This window comes from Limimaricola soesokkakensis (genome assembly GCF_900172345.1).
GTDB lineage: Bacteria > Pseudomonadota > Alphaproteobacteria > Rhodobacterales > Rhodobacteraceae > Limimaricola > Limimaricola soesokkakensis.
In genome coordinates this window covers 101508-120260 of sequence record NZ_FWFY01000009.1, presented here as the reverse complement: position 1 = coordinate 120260, position 18753 = coordinate 101508, and the positions used below count along the sequence as shown (strand labels likewise).

19 protein-coding genes are annotated in these 18753 nt (G+C 67.9%); 9 read left to right on the top strand and 10 right to left on the bottom strand.

The features are described from left to right. Nucleotides 1-135: 135 nt before the first annotated feature. From hemP to LOS8367_RS14075, 8 genes are all read right to left on the bottom strand, one after another. On the bottom strand, nt 136-297 hold the full coding sequence (gene hemP, locus LOS8367_RS14110) for a hemin uptake protein HemP (RefSeq protein ID WP_085897212.1): 162 nt from the start codon (nt 295-297) through the stop codon (nt 136-138). A 162-nt stretch (nt 298-459) separates the two neighbouring features. Further along, complete coding sequence (locus tag LOS8367_RS14105; RefSeq protein WP_085897167.1) at nt 460-1422, bottom strand: aldose epimerase family protein; 963 nt, start codon at nt 1420-1422, stop codon at nt 460-462. Continuing rightward, on the bottom strand, nt 1419-2282 hold the full coding sequence (locus LOS8367_RS14100) for an SMP-30/gluconolactonase/LRE family protein (RefSeq protein WP_085897166.1): 864 nt from the start codon (nt 2280-2282) through the stop codon (nt 1419-1421). The genes LOS8367_RS14105 and LOS8367_RS14100 overlap by 4 nt, the downstream gene beginning before the upstream one ends. Next, nucleotides 2279-2884: a 2-dehydro-3-deoxy-6-phosphogalactonate aldolase gene (locus LOS8367_RS14095; protein ID WP_085897165.1), complete on the bottom strand. Its 606-nt coding sequence runs from the start codon at nt 2882-2884 to the stop codon at nt 2279-2281. Before LOS8367_RS14095 ends, LOS8367_RS14100 begins: the two co-directional genes overlap by 4 nt. After that, the gene (locus tag LOS8367_RS14090) at nt 2881-3771 is read right to left on the bottom strand and encodes a 2-dehydro-3-deoxygalactonokinase (RefSeq protein WP_085897164.1); all 891 of its coding nucleotides are present in this window, start codon (nt 3769-3771) and stop codon (nt 2881-2883) included. The genes LOS8367_RS14095 and LOS8367_RS14090 overlap by 4 nt, the downstream gene beginning before the upstream one ends. Next, on the bottom strand, nt 3768-4550 hold the full coding sequence (locus tag LOS8367_RS14085; protein ID WP_085897163.1) for an SDR family NAD(P)-dependent oxidoreductase: 783 nt from the start codon (nt 4548-4550) through the stop codon (nt 3768-3770). The genes LOS8367_RS14090 and LOS8367_RS14085 overlap by 4 nt, the downstream gene beginning before the upstream one ends. 117 nt (nt 4551-4667) lie before the next feature. Further along, nucleotides 4668-5027, bottom strand: coding sequence for a DsrE family protein (locus LOS8367_RS14080; RefSeq protein ID WP_085897162.1), 360 nt, complete (start codon nt 5025-5027; stop codon nt 4668-4670). An 87-nt stretch (nt 5028-5114) separates the two neighbouring features. Beyond that, a complete protein-coding gene (locus LOS8367_RS14075) occupies nt 5115-6491 on the bottom strand; it encodes an aminotransferase family protein (protein WP_085897161.1) in 1377 nt (458 codons plus the stop codon). 157 nt (nt 6492-6648) lie between these two features. Between LOS8367_RS14075 and LOS8367_RS14070 the strand changes: the two genes are divergently transcribed. Genes LOS8367_RS14070 through preA form a run of 3 tightly spaced genes read left to right on the top strand, consistent with a single transcriptional unit; the run spans nt 6649 to nt 9677 of the window. Continuing rightward, entirely contained in the window at nt 6649-7977 is a 1329-nt protein-coding gene (locus LOS8367_RS14070) for an NAD(P)-dependent oxidoreductase (RefSeq protein ID WP_085897160.1), read from the top strand. A gap of 4 nt (nt 7978-7981) precedes the next feature. Further along, nucleotides 7982-8368, top strand: coding sequence for a VOC family protein (locus tag LOS8367_RS14065; RefSeq protein WP_165761475.1), 387 nt, complete (start codon nt 7982-7984; stop codon nt 8366-8368). Nucleotides 8369-8372: 4 nt separating this feature from the next. Beyond that, nucleotides 8373-9677, top strand: a complete 1305-nt coding sequence (gene preA / locus LOS8367_RS14060) for an NAD-dependent dihydropyrimidine dehydrogenase subunit PreA (RefSeq protein WP_085897158.1) — start codon at nt 8373-8375, stop codon at nt 9675-9677. A 5-nt stretch (nt 9678-9682) separates the two neighbouring features. Here the strand turns inward: preA and LOS8367_RS14055 are convergent, their stop codons facing one another. After that, entirely contained in the window at nt 9683-11599 is a 1917-nt protein-coding gene (locus LOS8367_RS14055; protein ID WP_242665602.1) for a potassium transporter Kup, read from the bottom strand. Nucleotides 11600-11623: 24 nt separating this feature from the next. Beyond that, nucleotides 11624-12247, bottom strand: a complete 624-nt coding sequence (locus LOS8367_RS14050) for a TetR family transcriptional regulator C-terminal domain-containing protein (protein ID WP_085897157.1) — start codon at nt 12245-12247, stop codon at nt 11624-11626. 184 nt (nt 12248-12431) lie between these two features. Between LOS8367_RS14050 and LOS8367_RS14045 the strand changes: the two genes are divergently transcribed. The 6 genes from LOS8367_RS14045 to LOS8367_RS14020 all read left to right on the top strand — a co-directional run bounded on the left by LOS8367_RS14045 (nt 12432) and on the right by LOS8367_RS14020 (nt 18708). Further along, nucleotides 12432-13682 (top strand): Zn-dependent hydrolase, encoded by a 1251-nt coding sequence (locus tag LOS8367_RS14045; protein ID WP_085897156.1) that lies wholly within the window; start codon nt 12432-12434, stop codon nt 13680-13682. Between the two features lie 82 nt (nt 13683-13764). Continuing rightward, a complete protein-coding gene (locus tag LOS8367_RS14040) occupies nt 13765-14241 on the top strand; it encodes a hypothetical protein (RefSeq protein WP_085897155.1) in 477 nt (158 codons plus the stop codon). A 153-nt stretch (nt 14242-14394) separates the two neighbouring features. Further along, nucleotides 14395-15852, top strand: coding sequence for a dihydropyrimidinase (hydA, locus tag LOS8367_RS14035; RefSeq protein WP_085897154.1), 1458 nt, complete (start codon nt 14395-14397; stop codon nt 15850-15852). 25 nt (nt 15853-15877) lie between these two features. After that, a complete protein-coding gene (locus LOS8367_RS14030; RefSeq protein WP_085897153.1) occupies nt 15878-16672 on the top strand; it encodes an ABC transporter ATP-binding protein in 795 nt (264 codons plus the stop codon). Nucleotides 16673-16918: 246 nt separating this feature from the next. Next, nucleotides 16919-17866 carry an ABC transporter permease gene (locus LOS8367_RS14025; RefSeq protein ID WP_085897152.1) on the top strand — a complete coding sequence of 316 codons (948 nt, stop codon included), beginning with the start codon at nt 16919-16921 and terminating at the stop codon, nt 17864-17866. Then, on the top strand, nt 17863-18708 hold the full coding sequence (locus tag LOS8367_RS14020) for an ABC transporter permease (protein WP_085897151.1): 846 nt from the start codon (nt 17863-17865) through the stop codon (nt 18706-18708). The genes LOS8367_RS14025 and LOS8367_RS14020 overlap by 4 nt, the downstream gene beginning before the upstream one ends. The last annotated feature ends 45 nt before the right edge of the window (nt 18709-18753 follow it).

Here is an 18753-nt window from a genome sequence, read left to right as displayed (position 1 = left end):
CCTTACGCTCAGCGCCGCGCGGGCACTCCGGTCCAGCCAAGTATGCTGGCCTTCCGGCGCGAATGCCAGATGTTCCGGGCCTCCTGTCACTATATGCGGCTCGAACAGAAAGCCTGATGAAGCGCGACAGCCGTATCACTTGGTCAGGATCAGCTTGCCCGCGCGGGTGATACGCAGCGTGTAGCTCTGGCCATCCAGCAGGATGCGGGCGCGGATGCCGTCGCCGGTCAGGGCGCGCGCGTCGTGAACGGGCAGGTCGGCGTCTTCGGCGCGCACCGGGTAGGGAAGGGTAGTCATCGGCGTCATGTCGAACTCCTCGAGCACAGGTCGAGCACAGGGACGCGGCTTGCCCGAGGGGCTGGCATGCGGTTGCCGTTAAGTTGATTAAAAGAATCGGGTTTGTCAATCGCACGCGTGTATCCGCCGGCAGGTCGCCGGCTTTTCCATTCCCGGCCGGTCTCAATCGGCCGAGAAACGCCACTCCGTGATTTGCCGGAATCCGGCCCCGGGCGTGATCCGGAAGCTTGGAAAGGCCGGGTGATGCGGTGCGTCGGGCCAGCGCTGTGCCTCGATGGCAAGCCCCGCATAAGGCGCGAGCCCGGCCCGGTCGGCGTCGCGCCCGTCATAGACCTGAAGCCCCGGCGCCGTGGTGGCGACGCGCATCGTGACGCCACCACCGATCATCTCCATGACCTCCCGCAACTCGGCATCCTCGTGCGAAAGGCAGAAATTGTGGTCGAGTGGTGGCGCGCCGGGCGTGATCGCGCGCGGCGCCCGAAAATCATGGCTGCTTCCGGGGGTGGGGGCGATTTCGCCTGTGGGCAGCGATTCCGCGTCAGTGGGAAGCCAGTGCCCGGCCGCGACTCGCAGCAACTGCCCCTCGATCGTCGGCGTGCCGGCAAGGTTCCAGTAGCTGTGATTGACCAGGTTCATCAGCGTCGGCTCGTCGGTCGTGGCCTCGAGCTCGAGCCGCAGGGTCGCGGGGGCGCGCAGCGACCAGCGGGCGGTGATCCGGCGGTTGCCGGGAAAGCCGTCCGCGCCGTCGGGCAGATCGACCGCCAGCGTTGCGGTGTCGGCGGTTTCCTCGATCACCTCCCAGATCTTGAACTGCGTGCCATGGCGTCCCGAATGCAGCAAGGCGCGGTGGTGATTGGCGGTGAAGCGGTATTCCGCCCCGTCGATCGTGGCGCGGGCACCGGCGATGCGGTTGGCGACGGGACCGATGATGGCCCCGAAGTATTTCATCGCCCCGTCATAGGCCGCCAGATCGTCCGAGCCGATCGTCAGGTTGCGCTCGAGCCCGTCGATCCGCACCGCGTGCAGGATCGAGCCACGCGTCAGCAGATCGACCGAGAGCCCGGCCCCCGAGAGCGACAGGCGATGCACCGCGCGGCCCTGCGCGTCGGTGGCGAAGGGGGTCACAGGATCACCCGGTGCTCTTGCTGCCCCGGCGCCTCGGCCCGGACCTGGAAGGTACGGCCCGAATCCGGGCCGTCGGCGATCTCGGCTTCGGACAGCCCCGCCGTGGCCGAGGTGAGGTACATCGTCCGCATGTCGTCGCCGCCGAAGGCGGGACAGGTGACCTGCGGCGCGGTGGGGCAGGGATGGACCGCCACCTCGCGCCCGTCGCGGTCGTAGCCCGCGACCCGGGCGGATCCCCATTGCGCGTTCCACAGCGTGCCTTCGGCATCGACCACCGCGCCGTCGGGGTTGTGGCCCGCGCGCTTGCAATCGACGAAGACCTCCGCTTCGCCCACGGGCCAGCCATCCCCATCGGTACGCTGGCGCATGATCATCCCGGTCGGCGTGTCCGAATAGTAGAGATACCCGCCCTCGGGCGGAAAGCAGATCGCGTTGGGGATGGTCATGCCGGAACGGACCTGCCGCAGCTCGCCGCGATAGTAGCGATAGAGCGCGCCAGCATTGGTCTCGGCGTCGATGCCCATGGTCGAGACGTAGAAGCCGCCATGCGGATCGGCGCGCCCGTCATTGGAGCGGGTGACAGGGTTGTCACTGTCGAAATCGCAGACCCGCTCGCTCCGGCCGGTCTCGATGTCGAATGTCAGCAGCGCCTTGTTGGTGGCGACGAGCAGCGTGTCGCGATCGATCCAGCCGGCGCAGGAAGGCATGTCCTCGAAGGCCCAGTGTCGGCCCGGCGTGTGCAGGCGGCGGCCGAGAATGTCGAACCAGAAGAGCTGTCCGCGCTCCGGATGCCACAGCGCGCCCTCGCCCAGCACGCAGGAGGTGTCGTCGAAGACCTCGAAGGCGGCGCGCGCGCTCATGCCACGGCCTCGTCGAAGGCCGCAACGATCTCGCGGGCGCGACGCCTGACCTCCTCAGCCGCAAGGCCCGGCGTGTAGAGCGCGGTGCCCAGTCCGAACCCGTCGGCCCCGGCGGCGATCCAGTCGCGGAAGTTCGACGCGCCGGCGCCGCCCACGGCGTAGATCGGCGCCTCCGGAGGAAATACCGCGCGCATCGCCTTGAGCCCGTCGGGGCCGATCAGGCTCGCCGGGAACAGCTTGAGACCGGTGGCCCCGGCGGAAAGCGCCGCGAAGCCCTCGGTCGGGGTCATCACGCCGGGCCAGCTCTCCATGCCGGCTGCGACGGTGGCATGAATCACCTCAGGGTCCATGTTGGGGGAGACCACGAGATTGCCGCCTGCCGCCTTCAACTCGGCGACCTGCGCGGTGGTGAGCACCGTGCCCGCGCCGATCGTGGCGCGGCCTGCGCAGGCGCGGGCCATGGCGCGGATGCTATCGAAGGGGCGCGGCGAGTTCAGCGGCACTTCGATCACGGTGATGCCCTCGGCGATCAGCGCCTCGGCGACGGAGACGGCATCCTCAGGGGTGATGCCGCGCAGGATCGCGATCAACGGTCGGGTCATGCGGTGGTCCTTTGCTTCCAGGCGGCGGTGAGGCCTGCCAGAGTCGCGGCGGTGCCGTTGGCCTGCGTCGCGGGGGCGCCCTGCGCGGCCAGCGCGCGGACATAGAGCCCCGCCAGGCCGCCGGCGCCGATCACCCCGATCTGCTGGCCGAGCCAGTAGGGTTTCGCTGCGGCGAGCTCGGCCCCGATCAGCAGCCCCGAGAGCCGGGCCCGCTGCACTGCGCCGCTCCGGCCCTGCAGCAGGCCCTCGGCGCGGATCGAGAACAGCGCCGAGGCCAGCCGCTCGGGGCGCGACAGCGTCTCGGCCACGCCCGCGTCGAAGGCCACCTCGTCCCAGCCTTCATTCGCGAGCGAATGGCGCAGCACGGTATGGGTGGACAGCGCCGCGAAGAGTTCGCCGGTCAGGAAACTGCGAAAGCTTACCACCTCGCCGGCGCTCAGATGTGCCCATTTCGAGTGGCTGCCCGGAAGGCAAAGCACGCCGTCCCAACCGGGATTGAGCGCGAGGAAGCCCGCGATCTGGGTCTCTTCGCCGCGCATCACGTCGGCGGGGTCCGACTGCGACAGGCCGGGGATGATCGAGACGTCGAGTTCGCCGGGCGTGCGGGTGAGCGCCGGCGACAGGGGCGGGCACGGGACCGACGCGTAGGACGCCTCGGCCCAGCCCTGCCTTGCCCCGACCATGCCGCAGGCGACGATCGGCACCGGCCCCTGGTCCAACCAGTCGCCGGCCATCGCGCGCAGTGCGGTCTCGAAATCCTCGGGGGCGAGGCGACCCATTCCCGCATCGGAGCTGCGCTCCTCGATCACCGTGCCGTCGCGACGCATCGCCCAGCCACGCAGCCGCGAGGTGCCCCAGTCGAGCGCGATCCAGTCGGGCCGGCTCATCCGGTCACGCTGACGCCGGCGTCGATCACCAGCATCTGGCTGGTCACCATTCGCGCCGCACCCGAGGCAAGGAACAGCACGCCGCCTGCGATATCCTCGGGCTGCATCAGTTCGGGCAGGCATTGGCGCTGGCTGTGCTTCTCCACTGCCTCGGGGCTGGCCCAGAGTGCCTTCTGCCGCTCGGTCATCACCCAGCCGGGGGCCACGGCGTTGACGCGGATACCGCGCCCGCCCCATTCGCGGGCGAGACTGCGGGTCAGCCCCATGATCGCGGCATTCGCGGCGACATAGGCCGAGAGGCGCGGCACACCCATCAGGTAGCTGCCGGAGGACATGTTGACGATCGCGCCGCCGCCCGCGGCCTCCATCATCGGCGCCACCTTCTGAGCGGCGAAGAAATAAGGCTTGAGATTGACCGCGAGGCAGGCGTCCCACTCGGCCTCGGTCATCTCCTGCGCGTCGTGACGGGTGTCGTCGGCGGCATTGGAGACGAGCACGGTCACCGGACCATGCGCCGTCGCGGCGGTGTCGATCGCGGCCATAAGGGCAGGGGTGTCGGTCACGTCGCCCTGCACGAAGAGCGGGCGGTTGCCGGTGCGGGCCTCCATCTCCTCGACCGCGACGCTTGCATCGGCGCGGTCGAAGAAGGCGACGCGCGCCCCCTGCCGTAGGAACGCCTCGACCAGCGCGGCGCCGATGCCGCTGGCGCCGCCGGTGAGGAACACCGAGGCGTCCCTCAGATCCGGATGGACCGCCTCAAACCCTGTACCGCTCTCCATCATCCTCCCCCATGCTGCGCAGGCAGAGTGTCACCGCCGCGCACGGAGTTACAAGGGCCGGCGCGGCGATCTGGATCCCTGTTTCATTTAATGAGACATCGGTTCCAAATATCGGGATCAATAGCAGAGCACCGTGTCGGCGGCATGGGCGAGGTCGATCAGCGTTTCGGGCATCGCGAATTCCGCCGGGTGGCCTTCGAGCAGCCCCTCGTCATAGCCGCGCGCCTTGGCCGACAGCCCGGAGACGCGGAACCGCGCTCCGGCCTCGGCCAGCGCCGTCAAATGGTCGGACAGCCGGCCCGTTCCCTGACCCTCGATCCCGGCATGCGCGGGGGCGAGCAGGTGCACCCCGTCGCCGGCGAGGAACAGCGTGACGTCGTGGCCCTTTTGGGCGGCGGTCAGCGCGACGAGGCAGCCCAGGGTCGCCTTGTTGGGGTCGGCGGGACCGGTGTGGATATGCACGAGAAAGCGAGGCATGGGATCTCTCCGGGATCGGTCCCGCCCCGGCAGGGGGCGGGGGTTTCAGGAAACCGCCGACGCCCCCTTCCGGTCAAGCGCGGCCTGTTACGCGACCCGGCCCAGAGCGCCATCCACCGCCGCGAGGATCTCGTCGATCTCGGGCGTGCCTGCGATCAGGGCGGGCGCGAAGAGCAGCACGTTATTGAAGCCCGGCACCGAGCGGTTGGTGGCCCCGATGATCACGCCTTGCTTCAGGCAGTCGGCGACCACGGCCTGCACCAGTTTCTCGGAGACCGGCTCGCGCGTGTCGCGGTCGGTCACCAGCTCGGCCCCGGCGAAAAGCCCCATGCCGCGCACGTCGCCGATCAGCGCGTGTTTTTCCATCAGCGACGACAGCCCCTCATGCAGATAGGCGCCCATGCGGGTCGAGTTCTCGAGCAGGTTCTCTTCCTCGAGGATGCGCATGTTCTCCAGCGCCGCGACGGGACCGGAGGTGCAGCCGCCGAAGGTCGAGATGTCGCGGAAATGCGCCATCGGGTCGGAGGCGTCCTTGAACCTCGCGAATACCGCTTCGGTGGTGACGCAGCACGAGATCGCGGCGTAGCCCGAGGCCACTCCCTTGGCCATGGTCACGATGTCGGGCTTCACCCCGAACTGCTGGTAGCCGAACCAGGTGCCGGTCCGGCCCATGCCGCAGACCACTTCGTCGATATGCAGCAGGATCTCGTACTTGGCGCAGATCTCCTGCACCTTCTCCCAGTATCCCTTGGGCGGCACGATGATGCCGCCGCCCGCGGTGACCGGTTCGAGACAGAGCGCCCCCACCGTGTCGGGCCCTTCGCGCAGGATCACCTCCTCGATCGCTTCCGCGGCCCGGACCCCGTAATCCTCGCCCGCGAGCCCGTCCTGGGCCCGGTATTCGAGGCAATGCGGCACCATCACGAATTCGGGCACGAAGGGGCCGTATTGCGCGTTGCGCTCCAGCTGCCCGCCGGCCGAGAGGCAGGCGATGGTGGTGCCGTGATAGTCGCGTTCGCGGTAGAGGATCTTGGACTTGCGGCCGCCGTGATGCTTGTGGCTGATCTGGCGCACCATCTTGAAGGCCTTCTCGTTGGCCTCCGAGCCGGAATTGGAGAAGTAGACGCGGGACAGCCCCGGCATCTTCTCGGTCAGCGCCTCAGCGAAGCGGGCGCCCGGTACTGTCCCTTGCGCTCCGGCGAAGTAGCACATCTTCACCAGTTGCTCGCGCACTGCGTCGGCGATGCTCTCGCGCCCATATCCGACATTGACGGTCCAGACACCGCCGGACACCGCGTCGAGATGCTCCTTACCGGTGATGTCCCAGACCCGCATGCCGCGACCCTCGACGATGATGCGCGGATCGGTGGTCTCCAGCGCCCGGTGCTGGATCATGTGGTGCCAGACATGGGCCCGGTCGGCCTCGATGACGCGGGCGGGGTCGTTGTGCATCAGGTCTTCCATGGCGGGCCTCGCTGTCGGGATGTCGCCACCACTCTGCGCGGCGCGCGTTGCCGGTCAAGGAAAACCGGATTCGCACGACGCACAAAATTTACCGTTTGGAAAAAAATGATTCCGTGTCAGGCTCGGGAAAACGGAATGCCGCCACGGGGGACGCCAGATGCCTGCCCAGCCACAGACCGGACCGATCGCCGGACGCCTGCCTGCCGACGTGCTGGCACGGAACTTCTCGGACCTTCACCCCCCGCTGAGCGCGCATGAGGCACGGGTCGCCGCGGATCGCTGCTATTTCTGCCATGACGCGCCCTGCGTGACGGCCTGCCCCACCGAGATCGACATCCCGCTGTTCATCCGCGAGATCCAGGCCGGGCGCCCGGAAACCGCGGCGCGCGAGATCTTCGAAGCCAATATCCTAGGCGGCATGTGCGCCCGGGTCTGTCCGACCGAAGTGCTCTGCGAGGGCGCCTGCGTGCGCGAGGCGGCCGAGGGCAAGCCGGTACAGATCGGGCTCTTGCAGCGCCATGCCACCGACAGCCTGATGGCGCGGCAGGGCCACCCCTTTACCCGCGCGCCCCGCACCGGCAAGCGCGTCGCGGTTGTCGGCGCCGGGCCCGCCGGGCTCGCCTGCGCGCACCGGCTGGCGCGGCATGGTCATGACGTCGTGATCTTCGAGGGCGCACCCAAGCCGGGCGGACTCAACGAATACGGCATCGCCGCCTACAAGACGGTCGATGATTTCGCGGCGCGCGAGGCGGCCTGGATCATGGGTATCGGCGGCATCGAGCTGCGGCACGAGCAATGGCTTGGCCGCGATGTGAGGCTCGACGCGCTCCGGGAGGAATACGACGCGGTGTTCCTCGGCATCGGGCTTTCCGACGTCAACGCGCTTGGGCTCGAGGGTCCGCCGCTCGAGGGGGTGCATGATGCCGTCACCTTCATTTCGGCTTTGCGCCAGACCGAGGATCTGTCGACGCTGCCGATCGGCCGCGACGTGGTGGTGATCGGGGGCGGCATGACCGCAATCGACTGCGCGGTGCAGGCCAAAGGGCTGGGTGCCGAAACCGTGACGCTGGTCTATCGCCGGGCACGCGAGCGGATGGGCGCGAGCCTCTACGAGCAGGAGCTCGCGGCGCGGCGCGGCGTGCGGCTGATCTACGAGGCCGCGCCCGTGGCGGTCGAGGGCGAGGGGCGGCTTTCGGCCGTGGTGTTCGAGCGGATGGCGGAGGGACCGGATGGCCTCGCCCCGACGGGGGAGCGATTCTCCTTGTCGGCGGATCAGCTGTTCCGTGCCGTAGGGCAGCGCCTTGGGGACGCGAATGGCTTAGAAATCGCACATGGAAAAGTTGTGACGCAGGGTCGCGGCCGCACCGGCATGGACAAGGTTTGGGCCGGGGGAGACTGTGCCGGCGGTGGCGACGACCTCACCGTCACGGCCGTGGCGCAGGGTCGGGATGCCGCCGAGGACATCCACGGCTCACTCATGGAATAGACAAATGGCATTCACGGGCATCTTCATTCTGCCGCTTCCGGTCGATGACCAGGACCGCGCGCTGGCCTTCTACCGCGACCGGATCGGCATGGAGGTCGCACTGGATGCCGATCTCGACGAGGACTGGCGCATGATCATGATGAAGCTGCCGGACACGCAGACCAAGATCCAGTTCGCGCGGCGCCAAGAGGTGAGTTACTCTGAGGAAGTCCCCGTGCTCTATCTCGAGTGCGCTGATGTCGATGCCGAAGCCGCGCGGCTGAAGTCGGAAGGGGTGCGCTTCGTATCGAACCCCACCGAGCTTCCCTGGAGCGACACCGAGCGCTTCGCGATGTTCCTCGACAGCGAAGGCAACACCATCGTGATGCACGCCACACCACCGGAAGGATGATGAGATGGCCGACCTGACCACCCGGTTCCTGGGCATCGAGAGCCCCAACCCGTTCTGGCTCGCTTCCGCGCCTCCGACGGACAAGGAATACAACGTCCGCCGCGCCTTCGAGGCCGGCTGGGGCGGGGTGGTCTGGAAGACGCTGGGGGCCGAGGGGCCACCGGTGGTCAACGTCAACGGCCCGCGCTACGGCGCCATCTACGGCGCCGACCGGCGGCTCCTGGGTCTCAACAACATCGAGCTGATCACCGACCGCGATCTCGAAACCAATCTGGAAGAGATGGCGCGGGTCAAGGCCGACTATCCCGACCGGGCGTTGATCGCCTCGATCATGGTGCCCTGCGAGGAGGCGGCCTGGAAGGCGATCCTGCCGCGGGTTGAAGAGACGAATGCGGACGGCATAGAGCTGAACTTCGGCTGTCCGCACGGCATGAGCGAGCGTGGCATGGGAGCGGCGGTGGGGCAGGTGCCCGAATACATCGAGATGGTCACCCGCTGGTGCAAGCAGTATTACGACCGGCCCGTAATCGTGAAGCTCACCCCCAACATCACCGATGTGCGTAAGCCCGCCGAGGCCGCGAAGCGCGGCGGCGCCGATGCGGTAAGCCTGATCAACACCATCAACTCGATCACTTCGGTCGATCTCGACCTGATGGCGCCGCAGCCCACCATCGACGGCAAGGGCAGCCATGGCGGCTATTGCGGTCCCGCGGTCAAGCCGATCGCGCTGTCGATGGTCTCCGAGATCGCGCGGCACGAGGCGACGCGCGGCCTGCCGATCTCGGGCATCGGCGGCGTCACCACATGGCGCGACGCGGCCGAGTTCATGGTGCTGGGCGCGGGCACGGTGCAGGTCTGCACGGCGGTGATGACCTACGGCTTCCGGATCGTCGAGGAGATGTGCGCCGGGCTGTCCGACTGGATGGACGAGAAGGGCTACCGCTCGACTTCGGATTTCGTCGGCCAGGCGGTGCCCAACGTCACCGACTGGAAGAACCTCAATCTCAACTACGTCACCAAGGCGCGGATCGATCAGGATCTGTGCATCAAGTGCGGCCGCTGCTATGCCGCCTGCGAGGACACCTCGCACCAGGCGATCGCGATGACGCCGGACCGGGTGTTCGAGGTGATCGACGCGGAATGCGTGGCATGCAACCTGTGCGTCGATGTCTGCCCGGTCGAGAACTGCATCGACATGGTGCGGATGGCGCCGGGCAGCGTCGATCCGCGCACCGGGCGGGTGGTTTCCGACGATCACGCCGACTGGACCACCCATCCCAACAACCCGATGGCGCAGGCGGCGGAATAGCCGCCCTAGAGGCTGATCTGCTGGCCCAGCTCGATCACCCGGTCCGAGGGCAGGTGATAATGGTCATGCGCAGCCGCAGAGGTGCGCGTGAGCCCGATGAACAGCTTCTTGCGCCAGCGCGCCAGACCGGGACGGTCCGAAAGCAGCACGGTGCGCCGGTTCAGGAAGAACGAGGTCGCGTGGATGTCGAAGCGCAGCCGCCGCCGCAGCGCCCGCGCGATGTTGGGCGGATCCATGTAGCCGAAGGTGACGTGGACCCGTTCGATGCCGTCGCCCAGCGTCTCGACCACCAGCGAGGCTTCGGGGTCGAGATGCGGCTGATCCGAGATCGTCACCGTGACGACGTAGCTGCGTTCGTGCAGCACCCCGTTGTGCTTGATGTTGTGCAACAGCGCCGGCGGCGCCATCACGGGCTCGGCGGTGAGGAACACGGCGGTACCGGGCACGCGGCGCAGCCGGCTCGAATGCGACAGGGACTTGACCAGCGCCTCCATCGTCACGCCGCGGGCGCGCGACCGGTCCTGCACGATCACCGAGCCGCGCAGCCAGGTGGCCATGACGACGCAGAGCGCCGCGGCCACGGCCAGCGGCACGTAGCCGCCATTCGTCACCTTGGTCATGTTCACCCCGAACAGCGCCGACTCGACCGCAAGGATCAGTGCCGTCAGTGGCAGCGCCAGCCCCCGAGACCAGTTCCAGACCCGCCGCATCACCACATAGGCCAGCAGCGTCGTGATCAGCATCTCGCCGGTCACCGCGATGCCGTAGGCGGCGGCGAGGCCGGAGGAACTGCCGAAGCTCAGCACCAGCACCACCACGCAGAACAGCAGCATCACGTTGATCCGCGGCAGGTAGATCTGGCCGCGCTGGGTGGTCGAGGTGTGGTGTACCGCCATGCGCGGCAGGAGGCCCAACTGCATCGCCTGGTAGGCGAATGAGAAGGCGCCAGTGATCACGGCCTGGCTGGCGATCACCGTGGCCAGCGTCGCGAGGCCGATCAGCCCCGGCAGCGCCCAGCCCGGCGCCAGCAGGAAGAACGGGTCGCGCGCGGCCGAGGGATCCGACAGCACCAGCGCACCCTGACCGGCATAGCTCAGCATCAGGCAGGGCAGGGCGATGCAGGTCCAGGCGAGGCGGATCGGCCGGCGCCCGAAATGCCCCATGTCGGCATAGAGCGCCTCGGCGCCGGTCACCGCGAGGAAGGCGGCACCGAGGATCGGCACCACCGCGCCGCCGCCATGCCACAGCAGCTCCAGGCCGGGCAGGGGACTCAACGCTGCGAGGATCGCGGGATGCCGCACCACCGCCACGAGGCCGAGGCTACCCAATGTCAGGAACCACGCCAGCATCACCGGGCCGAATAGCCGCGATACGCCCCCGGTGCCGCCGCGCTGGGCCCAGAACAGGGCGCAGAGGATGGCGATGACCGCGGGGATCACCCAAGGCTCGAAGCCTGGCGCCAGCAGCGTCACCCCTTCGACCGCCGAGAGCACGGAAATCGCCGGGGTGATCATCGCGTCGCCGAAGAACAGCGCCGCCCCGAGAATGCCCAGCGCCATCAGCCCCCAACTGCGTCGTCCCACCGCGCGGGTGGCCAGCGCCAGGAGTGACAGTGTGCCGCCCTCGCCATTGTTGTCGGCGCGCAGCATCAGCACCACGTATTTCAGCGTGGCGATACCGATCAGCAGCCACAACAGGAGCGAGACGGTGCCAATGACCGTCACGGGGGCAGGGGCGCCGGTTTCGCCGCCTGCTGCGGCAAGACCTTCGCGCAGGGCGTAGATCGGCGATGTCCCGATATCGCCCACGACGACGCCGAGGGCGCCGAGTGTGAGGGCTGGTGTGGCGGAGGAGAAAGCGTGGCCGCGCGGGGCGGCATGTGTCGGGGCATGCATGTGAGCGGCCAAGATGACGATGCGCATAGATGCGCCCGCCGACCCCGGTGTTCAAGTGGTCTTGTGAGAAATCCCGAGTGCCGCGCCGAAGAGGTGATCGAGCCAGGCTTCGGCGCCCGGGTAGGGATCGGTTTTCCCCATGATCGCGCGTACTTGCACCTCGAAATCGGCATAGTGCTGGGTCAGCGCCCAAATCGAGAAAATCAGGTGATAGGGGTCGACCGGTCCGATCCGGCCCGATTCCGACCAGGCCGCGATCACTGCGGCCTTCTCGTCGACCAGCACCTTGAGTTCGCCCTCCAGCACGGGCCGCGCTCGGGGGGCGCCTTGCAGGATCTCGTTGGCGAAGAGCCGGCTCTCGCGCGGGTGGTCGCGGCTCATCTCCAGCTTGCGCCGGACGTAACCGAGGATCTGCTCGCGCGGCTCGCCGTCGGCATCCATCTCGCGCAGAGGCGCCAGCCACAGCTCCAGCAGATCCTCGAGAATGGCGAGATGCAGCGCTTCCTTGGAGCGGAAGTAATAGAGCAGGTTCGGCTTCGACAGCCCCGCCGCCTGCGCGATCCGGTCCAGCGTCGCACCCCTGAAGCCACGCGCCGCGAACACCTCGAGCGCCGCCTCCAGAATGGCGGCCCGGTTGCGGACCTGGATCCGGGTGCGGGGCGGGCTCTTGGTCATCTCCGGTCCTGTCGAACGGGCGGAACGACCCGCCGCTGCCTCGTCTCGCATCGTTTCGTGTCCGGGCCCGAGGCGCGATCACGCGATCCTTGACTGGTGTCGGGACTTTGATAGCGTGAATTTTACCGGGCGGTCAAATCGATGCCGCGCGCGGTCCGACCGGCAGCAAGGCGAGGAACCCAGCATGTCCGCACCCGGCGAAAACCTCAAGATCGACGGCGCGCGGCTCTGGTCCAGCCTGATGGACATGGCCAAGATCGGCCCCGGCGTGGCGGGCGGCAACAATCGCCAGACCCTGACGGATGCGGATGCCGAAGGCCGGGCGCTCTTCGCGAAGTGGTGCGCGGCCGCGGGCCTGTCGATGGGTGTCGACAAGATGGGATCGATGTTCGCGCGCCGCGAGGGCCAGGACCCCGATGCGTTGCCGGTCTATGTCGGCAGCCATCTCGATACCCAGCCCACGGGCGGCAAGTATGACGGCGTACTGGGCGTGCTCGGCGGGCTCGAGATCATCCGCACGCTCGACGACATGGGGGTCAAGACCCGCCGACCGATCGTCGTCGTGAACTGGACCAACGAGGAAGGCACCCGCTTCGCCCCGGCGATGATGGCTTCCGGCGTTTTCGCCGGGCAGCACGATCTCGACTGGGCCTATGCGCGCGAGGATGCGGATGGAAAATCCTTCGGCACCGAGTTGGAACGGATCGGCTGGAAGGGCGAAGAGGAGGTCGGCGCGCGCAAGATGCATGCGCTCTTCGAGTTGCACATCGAGCAGGGCCCGATCCTCGAGGCCGAGCAAAAGGATATCGGCGTGGTCACCCACGGCCAGGGGCTATGGTGGCTGGAGATCCGGCTCACCGGCAAGGAAAGCCATACCGGCTCCACCCCGATGCACATGCGGGTCAATGCCGGGCTCGGCATGGCGCGGATCACCGAGGCCGTGCACCGCATCGCGATGGAGCACCAGCCCGACGCGGTGGGCGCGGTCGGGCAGGCCAATGTCTGGCCGAACTCCCGCAACGTGATCCCGGGCCGCGCGGTCTTCACCGTCGATATCCGCTCGCCCGATGCCGAGAAGCTCGCCGCGATGCGCAGGGCGGTCGAGACCGAGGCCACGCGGATCGCCGACGAGCTGGGGCTGGGGCTCGAGATCGAACCCACCGGGCATTTCGAGCCGGTCACCTTCGACCCGGACTGCGTCGGCATGGTGCGCGCCGCTGCCGAGCGGTTGGGCTACAGCCATCGCGACATCGTCTCGGGCGCCGGACACGACGCCTGCTGGATTGCCGGCATCGCCCCGACCGCCATGGTGATGTGCCCCTGCAAGGACGGGCTGAGCCATAACGAGGCCGAGGAGATCACGCAGGACTGGGCGACCAAGGGCTGCGACGTGCTGCTGCATGCGGTGATCGAGGCCGCCGAGGTGGTGTCTTGAAACTTTCATCGGACATGCAGGGCTTGACCTCTCCCGGTTCCGGCCTTTCTGGATCGGCAAGCCAGATGTTCAGGAGAGCCCGATGACCAGACTGCCCCGACTGCTGCCCGTATTGGTGGCGCTGCCGCTGCTCGCCGCCTGCGAGGAAGTGCGTACCGTGGCCGTGCCACAACCCGCTCCGGTGTTTCCCGCGCCGCAGGCAGCGCCCGCTCCCGCGCCGGAACCGACGCCGGCGCCGTCCCGGCTCGAAAGCCCCGCCCAGGTGACCACGGCGCCCCTGTCGGACGATGGTGACACGAGCGCCGCGGCGGCCCCCCGGCCACCTGCCGGCGCCATCACCGCGACATCCCCGCAGGAGGTGGTCTCCGCCCCCGAGGCCGTGCTCGCCGCGCTCCTGCCCGGCACGCCGCCCTCAGCCGTGTTCCAGAACGGCGACGGCTGCTACCTGTTCTCGATCGAGCGCACCGAACCGCTGAGCGGCTACCCGGTGCGCGACGAAAACGGCGTGCCGCTTTGTGAAGACGACGACGGCACGGTGGGGCCGCGTCCCGCAAGCTGATCCGGGCAGTTCGGGGGCGATGCCGGCCGACCACGCGCCGCCGCCCCCTTCCGCCCGCCGACCCTTTCGAGCCGGAGCGCGCCACCGAGCGCGCGCCCGGGACGTGCCACGGCCCCCGCACGAGGGGCCGGGCCTGACAGAGAGGGAACGGAAATGGGCTCCAAGGTCATCAGGAACGGTACCATCGTCACGGCGGATCTGACCTACGAGGCGGATCTGCTGATCGAGGGCGGGCGTATCGCCGCCATCGGAAAGGGGCTGGCCGGCGACGAGGAACTCGACGCCACGGGCTGTTACGTGATGCCCGGCGGCATCGACCCGCACACCCATCTGGAGATGCCCTTCATGGGCACCCATTCCACCGATGATTTCGGTTCGGGCACCCGCGCGGCGCTGGCCGGCGGCACCACCATGGTGGTGGATTTCGCGCTCCCCAGCCCGGGCCAGAGTCTGCTCGACGCGCTGAAAACCTGGCACAACAAGTCGGGTCAGGCGGCCTGCGACTATTCCTACCACATGGCGATCACCTGGTGGGACCGCCAGGTCTTCGACGAGATGGAGACCGTGGTGCGCGACCACGGCATCACCACCTTCAAGCACTTCATGGCCTACAAGGGCGCCTTGATGGTGAACGACGACGAGCTCTTCGCCAGCTTCCGGCGCTGCGCCGAGCTAGGTGCGATCCCGCTGGTGCATGCTGAGAACGGCGACGTGGTGGCCGAACTGCAGGCCAAGCTTCTGGCCGAGGGCAACACCGGCCCCGAGGCGCATGCCTATTCGCGCCCCTCCTCGGTCGAGGGCGAGGCCACCAACCGCGCGATCATGATCGCCGACATGGCCGGCGTGCCGCTCTACGTGGTCCACGTCTCCTGCGAGGAGGCGCACGAGGCGATCCGCCGCGCCAAGATGCTGGGCAAGCGGGTCTGGGGCGAGCCGCTGATCCAGCACCTGATCCTCGACGAGAGCGAATACGCCCATCCCGACTGGGACCACGCCGCGCGCCGGGTGATGAGTCCGCCGTTCCGCGACAAGCGCCATCAAGACAGCCTTTGGGCCGGTCTGGCCTCAGGCACGCTCTCGGTGGTGGCCACCGATCACTGCGCCTTCACCACCGAGCAGAAGCGCAACGGGCTGGGCGATTTCACCAAGATCCCCAATGGCACCGGCGGGCTCGAGGACCGGATGCCCTTGTTGTGGACGCATGGGGTCAACACTGGCCGGATCACGATGAACGAGTTCGTCGCCGTCACCTCCACCAACAGCGCCAAGATCCTTGGCTGCTACCCGAAAAAGGGCGCGATCCTCGTCGGCGCCGATGCCGACATCGTGGTCTGGGATCCGGAGAAGGAAAAGACCATCACTGCCGCCGCGCAGGCTTCGGCAATCGACTACAACGTCTTCGAGGGGCAGAAAGTGAAGGGCCTACCGCGTTACGTGCTGAGCCGCGGCCATGTTTCGCTGCGCGACGGTGCGCTGGATACGCATGAGGGTCATGGCGAATTCGTTGCGCGCGAGCCGCAGGGCCCGGTCAACCGGGCGCTTTCGTCGTGGAAAGCGCTGACCGCACCGCGCCCGATCGAACGCTCGGGCATTCCGGCGAGCGGCGTGTGAGGGTGCCGGGGCGGGGGGCGTGCCGATGATGAACGCGCCGATTGCGAAGACCGTCGTCTCGGCGCGCGGCGTCGATCTCACCTTCGAGACCGCCGATGGTCCGGTTCACGCCCTCAAGGGCGTGGATCTCGACATCGCGAAGGGCGAGTTCGTCTCCTTCATCGGCCCGTCGGGCTGCGGCAAGACCACATTTCTTCGGGTGGTCGCAGCGCTGGAACAGCCCACGGCTGGCGAGGTTTCGGTCAATGGCATGAGCCCCGACGAGGCACGCCGGGCCCGGGCCTATGGCTACGTGTTCCAGGCCGCCGGCCTCTACCCTTGGCGCACCATCGGCGGCAACATCGCGCTGCCGCTCGAGATCATGGGGTTTCCCAAGGCCGAGCGGACACGGCGCGTGCGCGAGGTGCTGGAGCTGGTCGAACTAGGCGGGTTCGAGAAGAAGTATCCCTGGCAATTGTCGGGCGGCATGCAGCAACGCGCGAGCATCGCCCGGGCGCTGGCGTTCGACGCCGACATCCTGCTGATGGACGAACCCTTCGGCGCGCTGGACGAGATCGTGCGGGATCGGCTCAACGAGGAGCTGCTCAGGCTCTGGGCCGCGACCGGCAAGACCACGCTCTTCGTGACCCACTCGATTCCCGAGGCGGTGTATCTCTCGACCAAGATCGTGGTGATGAGCCCGCGCCCCGGACGGATCAGCGACGTGATCGACAGCCCGCTGCCGCGCGAGCGCCCGCTCGACATCCGCGACAGCCCCGAATTCATCGAGATCGCGCACCGGGTGCGCGAAGGACTGAGGGCCGGTCATGAAGAGGTGTGAGACACAAGCGGGCTTCCCGCCCCTGGCGAGCAGGAGCCCCTATCGCATGGCGACTTCGTTCGCGGTCATCGGCTCGCCAGCCTGTACCGCGCCCTCACTTAAGTCGGACATGGTTACTTTGTTCTTAAAATACGCAAGAAGACCGGCTTCCTTCAGACCGAAGGTGGGTCGGAGCGGCAAGGGTGGGATTGCGTATTTGGAGAACAAAGTTGCCCATACGACGCGAGACACTTGCGAGGCCAGCGCATGAGCCGCGCGGGACCGGTCATCATCCTCGTCGCGGCATTGTTCGCGCTCTGGTACGCCGCCGCCGTGCCGATGAACATCCGCGAGGCCCTGACCGCCGCCGAGCGCGAAGGGGTGGCGGTGCAGCCGGATACTGCCGTGGAGCGGCGCGATGCGAACGCACTGGGGCTGGTGTTGGCCAATCCGGGCCAGATCCCGGACGCTTGGGCGCAGGACAGGCCGAGACTGCCCGCACCGCATCAGGTGGCGGGCGAGTTGTGGCAGAGCGTGGTGATGGAGGAGATCGAGGGGCGGCGCGGCCTGCTGCGATCGGGGAGTCTTTCGAACCGCGGATTGCTGCTACATGCCTGGATCACGCTCTCGGCCACGGCGCTCGGCTTTGTCATAGGAGCCATGGCGGGGATCGCCCTGGCAATCGGCATCGTCCATTCGAAGACGATGGAGAAATCGGTGATGCCATGGGCCATCGTCAGCCAGACAGTGCCGATCGTGGCGCTGGCACCGATGATCGTGGTGGTGCTCTACTCTGTCGGCCTGCAGGGGCTGCTACCCAAAGCGATCATATCCGCCTACCTGTCGTTCTTCCCCGTGGTGGTCGGCATGGTGAAGGGGCTGCGCGCGCCTGACGCGATGCAGACCGACCTGATGCGCACATGGGACGCCTCGGGTTGGCAGGTGCTGACGCGGCTGCGGCTGCCGGCCTCGATGCCCTATCTCTTCGCGTCGATGAAGATCGCCGTGGCGGCCGCCCTTGTCGGGGCCATCGTGGGCGAACTGCCAGTGCAGGGCGGCGGATTGGGCGCGCGCATGCTGGCAGGAAGCTATTATGGCCAGACCGCGCAGATCTGGGCGGCGCTGCTGCTGGCCGCGGCGCTGGCGGCGGTGCTGGTGGCGATGATCGGCGGCGCGCAGAGGCTCGCGCTGCGGCGCATGGGGGGTGCGGCATGAGCGCGGCGGTCCTCGCGCTGGCGCTCTGGCTCGGGCTCTGGGCGCTCAACGTCTGGCTTGCCACCGGGCCGCTGTCGAACCGGATCTGGGCGCGTATGGCGGTGCCCTTGCTGTTCGGGATCACCATCCTGATCCTGTGGGAGATCGCGGTGCGCGCGCTGCAGGTGCCACTCGTTATTCTGCCACCGCCAAGCCAGATCGGCGCGCGCTTCGCCGAGAGCCTGCCGATCCTCTGGGGCGATTTCGTGCAGACCATCCTGCGCGGCGCGCTATCGGGCTACGCGATCGGCTGTGGCGCGGCGTTCCTCACGGCGATCGCCGTCGATCGCTTCGTGTTCCTGCAGCGTGGGCTGCTGCCGCTGGCGAGCTTCATGGCGGCGCTGCCGATCGTCGGCACCGCGCCGATCCTCGTGATGTGGTTCGGCTTCGATTGGCAGTCCAAGGCCGCCGTGGTGGTGGTCATGGTGTTCTTTCCGATGCTGGTGAACACCGTGGCGGGGCTGGCCGAAACCTCGGCCATGCAGCGCGACCTGATGAAGAGCTGGGGCGCGGGCTATTGGCAGGGGCTGGTGAAGCTCCGGCTTCCGGCGGCGATGCCCTTCATCTTCAACGGTCTGAAGATCTGCACGACGCTGGCGCTGATCGGGGCCATCGTGGCCGAGTTCTTTGGCTCGCCGACACTGGGGCTCGGGTTCCGGATCACCACCTCGGTGGGCCAGCTCGCGCTCGACATGGTCTGGGCCGCGATCCTCGTCGCGGCGTTGGCCGGCACCGGCTTCTACGGGCTGGTTGCGCTGATCGAACGGGGGGTGACCTTCTGGCACCCCTCGCAACGCGGATAACCAACAGAGCCCGCCAACCGGGCCGACAACAGCAAACGGAGGTCG

Excerpts from the sequence above, each read along its gene's own strand:
- hemP (WP_085897212.1), bottom strand. The coding sequence starts at position 297 with ATGACTACCCTTCCCTACCCGGTGCGCGCCGAAGACGCCGACCTGCCC.
- LOS8367_RS14100 (WP_085897166.1), bottom strand. The coding sequence starts at position 2,282 with ATGAGCGCGCGCGCCGCCTTCGAGGTCTTCGACGACACCTCCTGCGTG.
- LOS8367_RS14095 (WP_085897165.1), bottom strand. The coding sequence starts at position 2,884 with ATGACCCGACCGTTGATCGCGATCCTGCGCGGCATCACCCCTGAGGAT.
- LOS8367_RS14090 (WP_085897164.1), bottom strand. The coding sequence starts at position 3,771 with ATGAGCCGGCCCGACTGGATCGCGCTCGACTGGGGCACCTCGCGGCTG.
- LOS8367_RS14085 (WP_085897163.1), bottom strand. The coding sequence starts at position 4,550 with ATGGAGAGCGGTACAGGGTTTGAGGCGGTCCATCCGGATCTGAGGGAC.
- LOS8367_RS14080 (WP_085897162.1), bottom strand. The coding sequence starts at position 5,027 with ATGCCTCGCTTTCTCGTGCATATCCACACCGGTCCCGCCGACCCCAAC.
- LOS8367_RS14075 (WP_085897161.1), bottom strand. The coding sequence starts at position 6,491 with ATGGAAGACCTGATGCACAACGACCCCGCCCGCGTCATCGAGGCCGAC.
- LOS8367_RS14070 (WP_085897160.1), top strand. The coding sequence starts at position 6,649 with ATGCCTGCCCAGCCACAGACCGGACCGATCGCCGGACGCCTGCCTGCC.
- LOS8367_RS14065 (WP_165761475.1), top strand. The coding sequence starts at position 7,982 with ATGGCATTCACGGGCATCTTCATTCTGCCGCTTCCGGTCGATGACCAG.
- preA (WP_085897158.1), top strand. The coding sequence starts at position 8,373 with ATGGCCGACCTGACCACCCGGTTCCTGGGCATCGAGAGCCCCAACCCG.
- LOS8367_RS14055 (WP_242665602.1), bottom strand. The coding sequence starts at position 11,599 with ATGCGCATCGTCATCTTGGCCGCTCACATGCATGCCCCGACACATGCC.
- LOS8367_RS14050 (WP_085897157.1), bottom strand. The coding sequence starts at position 12,247 with ATGACCAAGAGCCCGCCCCGCACCCGGATCCAGGTCCGCAACCGGGCC.
- LOS8367_RS14045 (WP_085897156.1), top strand. The coding sequence starts at position 12,432 with ATGTCCGCACCCGGCGAAAACCTCAAGATCGACGGCGCGCGGCTCTGG.
- LOS8367_RS14040 (WP_085897155.1), top strand. The coding sequence starts at position 13,765 with ATGACCAGACTGCCCCGACTGCTGCCCGTATTGGTGGCGCTGCCGCTG.
- hydA (WP_085897154.1), top strand. The coding sequence starts at position 14,395 with ATGGGCTCCAAGGTCATCAGGAACGGTACCATCGTCACGGCGGATCTG.
- LOS8367_RS14030 (WP_085897153.1), top strand. The coding sequence starts at position 15,878 with ATGATGAACGCGCCGATTGCGAAGACCGTCGTCTCGGCGCGCGGCGTC.
- LOS8367_RS14025 (WP_085897152.1), top strand. The coding sequence starts at position 16,919 with ATGAGCCGCGCGGGACCGGTCATCATCCTCGTCGCGGCATTGTTCGCG.
- LOS8367_RS14020 (WP_085897151.1), top strand. The coding sequence starts at position 17,863 with ATGAGCGCGGCGGTCCTCGCGCTGGCGCTCTGGCTCGGGCTCTGGGCG.